The organism is Nocardia sp. BSTN01 (assembly GCF_015354405.1).
Lineage (GTDB): Bacteria > Actinomycetota > Actinomycetes > Mycobacteriales > Mycobacteriaceae > Nocardia.
The window spans coordinates 1-2,289 of record NZ_JADKYP010000128.1; the positions used below are offsets into that span (position 1 = coordinate 1).

Annotated in this window: 1 rRNA gene; it reads right to left on the reverse strand. The window is 56.4% G+C overall.

What is annotated here, in order from left to right:
• Window positions 1-43: 43 nt before the first annotated feature.
• Window positions 44-2,289 (reverse strand): 23S ribosomal RNA (locus tag IRT45_RS36060); the annotation flags it as partial.

The following is a 2,289-nucleotide window of genomic DNA, read 5'->3' on the forward strand; positions in this document are numbered from 1 at the left end:
GTGTGTTGTTTCAGATACCGCACAGTGGACGCGTAGCAGCTTTGTTGGTAAGCCCTCGGCCTATTAGTACCAGTCACCTCCATGCGTTACCGCACTTCCAGTTCTGGCCTATCAACCCAATGGTCTGTTGGGGGCCTTACCCCCTCGAGGGGGTGAGAAACCTCATCTTGGAACAGGCTTCCCGCTTAGATGCTTTCAGCGGTTATCCCTTCCGAACGTGGCCAACCAGCCGTGCCCCTGGCGGGACAACTGGCACACCAGAGGTTCGTCCGTCCCGGTCCTCTCGTACTAGGGACAGCCTTCCTCAAGTTTCTAACGCGCGCGGCGGATAGAGACCGAACTGTCTCACGACGTTCTAAACCCAGCTCGCGTGCCGCTTTAATGGGCGAACAGCCCAACCCTTGGGACCTACTCCAGCCCCAGGATGCGACGAGCCGACATCGAGGTGCCAAACCATCCCGTCGATATGGACTCTTGGGGAAGATCAGCCTGTTATCCCCGGGGTACCTTTTATCCGTTGAGCGACACCGCTTCCACATGCCGGTGCCGGATCACTAGTCCCGACTTTCGTCCCTGCTCGACCTGTCAGTCTCACAGTCAAGCTCCCTTGTGCACTTACACTCAACACCTGATTGCCAACCAGGCTGAGGGAACCTTTGGGCGCCTCCGTTACATTTTGGGAGGCAACCGCCCCAGTTAAACTACCCACCAGGCACTGTCCCTGAACCAGATCATGGCCCGAGGTTAGAGGTCCAATACGACCAGAGTGGTATTTCAACGACGACTCCACGAACACTGGCGTGCCCGCTTCACAGTCTCCCACCTATCCTACACAAACCGTACCGAACACCAATACCAAGCTATAGTGAAGGTCCCGGGGTCTTTTCGTCCTGCCGCGCGTAACGAGCATCTTTACTCGTAATGCAATTTCGCCGAGTCTGTGGTGGAGACAGCAGAGAAGTCGTTACGCCATTCGTGCAGGTCGGAACTTACCCGACAAGGAATTTCGCTACCTTAGGATGGTTATAGTTACCACCGCCGTTTACCGGGGCTTAAATTCTCAGCTTCGCGCCGAAACGCTAACCGGTCCTCTTAACCTTCCGGCACCGGGCAGGCGTCAGTCCGTATACATCGTCTTACGACTTCGCACGGACCTGTGTTTTTAGTAAACAGTCGCTTCTCTCTGGTCTCTGCGACCCAACCCAGCTCCGAGTGCAAGACTCATCACCAGATCAGGCCCTCCTTCTCCCGAAGTTACGGAGGTATTTTGCCGAGTTCCTTCACCACAGTTATCTCGATCGCCTCAGTATTCTCTACCTGACCACCTGTGTCGGTTTGGGGTACGGGCCGTGTACCAACTCACTAGAGGCTTTTCTCGGCAGCATAGGATCACTGAATTCACCTCAACCGGCTACGCATCACCTCTCAGGCACATGTTGTGCGGATTTGCCTACACAACGCCCTACAGGCTTACACCCGGTAATCCACCACCGGGCCCAGCTACCTTCCTGCGTCACCCCATCGCTTGACTACTACAGCCAGGGTCCCGTGCAGCCACTTCTCTTCACCCGAAGGTGATAGGTCCGCTTTTGGACGGTTAGCACAACTGATTCGCCATTGGGCGCGGATACACGGGTACGGGAATATCAACCCGTTGTCCATCGACTACGCCTGTCGGCCTCGCCTTAGGTCCCGACTCACCCTGGGCGGATTAACCTGGCCCAGGAACCCTTGGTCATTCGGCGGACGAGTTTCTCACTCGTCTTTCGCTACTCATGCCTGCATTCTCACTCGCGCAGCCTCCACAACTAGGTCACCCCGCTGCTTCCCTGGCTACACGACGCTCCCCTACCCACCCAGACCACTGCCCATTGCTGGGGATGTAAATGTCTGAGTGCCGCGGCTTCGGCGGTGTACTTGAGCCCCGCTACATTATCGGCGCAGGATCACTTGACCAGTGAGCTATTACGCACTCTTTCAAGGGTGGCTGCTTCTAAGCCAACCTCCTGGTTGTCTCAGCGACCCCACATCCTTTTCCACTTAGTACACGCTTAGGGGCCTTAGCCGGCGATCTGGGCTGTTTCCCTCTCGACTACGAAGCTTATCCCCCGCAGTCTCACTGCCACGCTCTCACACACCGGCATTCGGAGTTTGGCTGACTTCGGTAAGCTTGTGGGCCCCCTAGGCCATCCAGTAGCTCTACCTCCAGTGTGAAACACGCGACGCTGCACCTAAATGCATTTCGGGGAGAACCAGCTATCACGGAGTTTGATTGGCCTTTCACCCCTA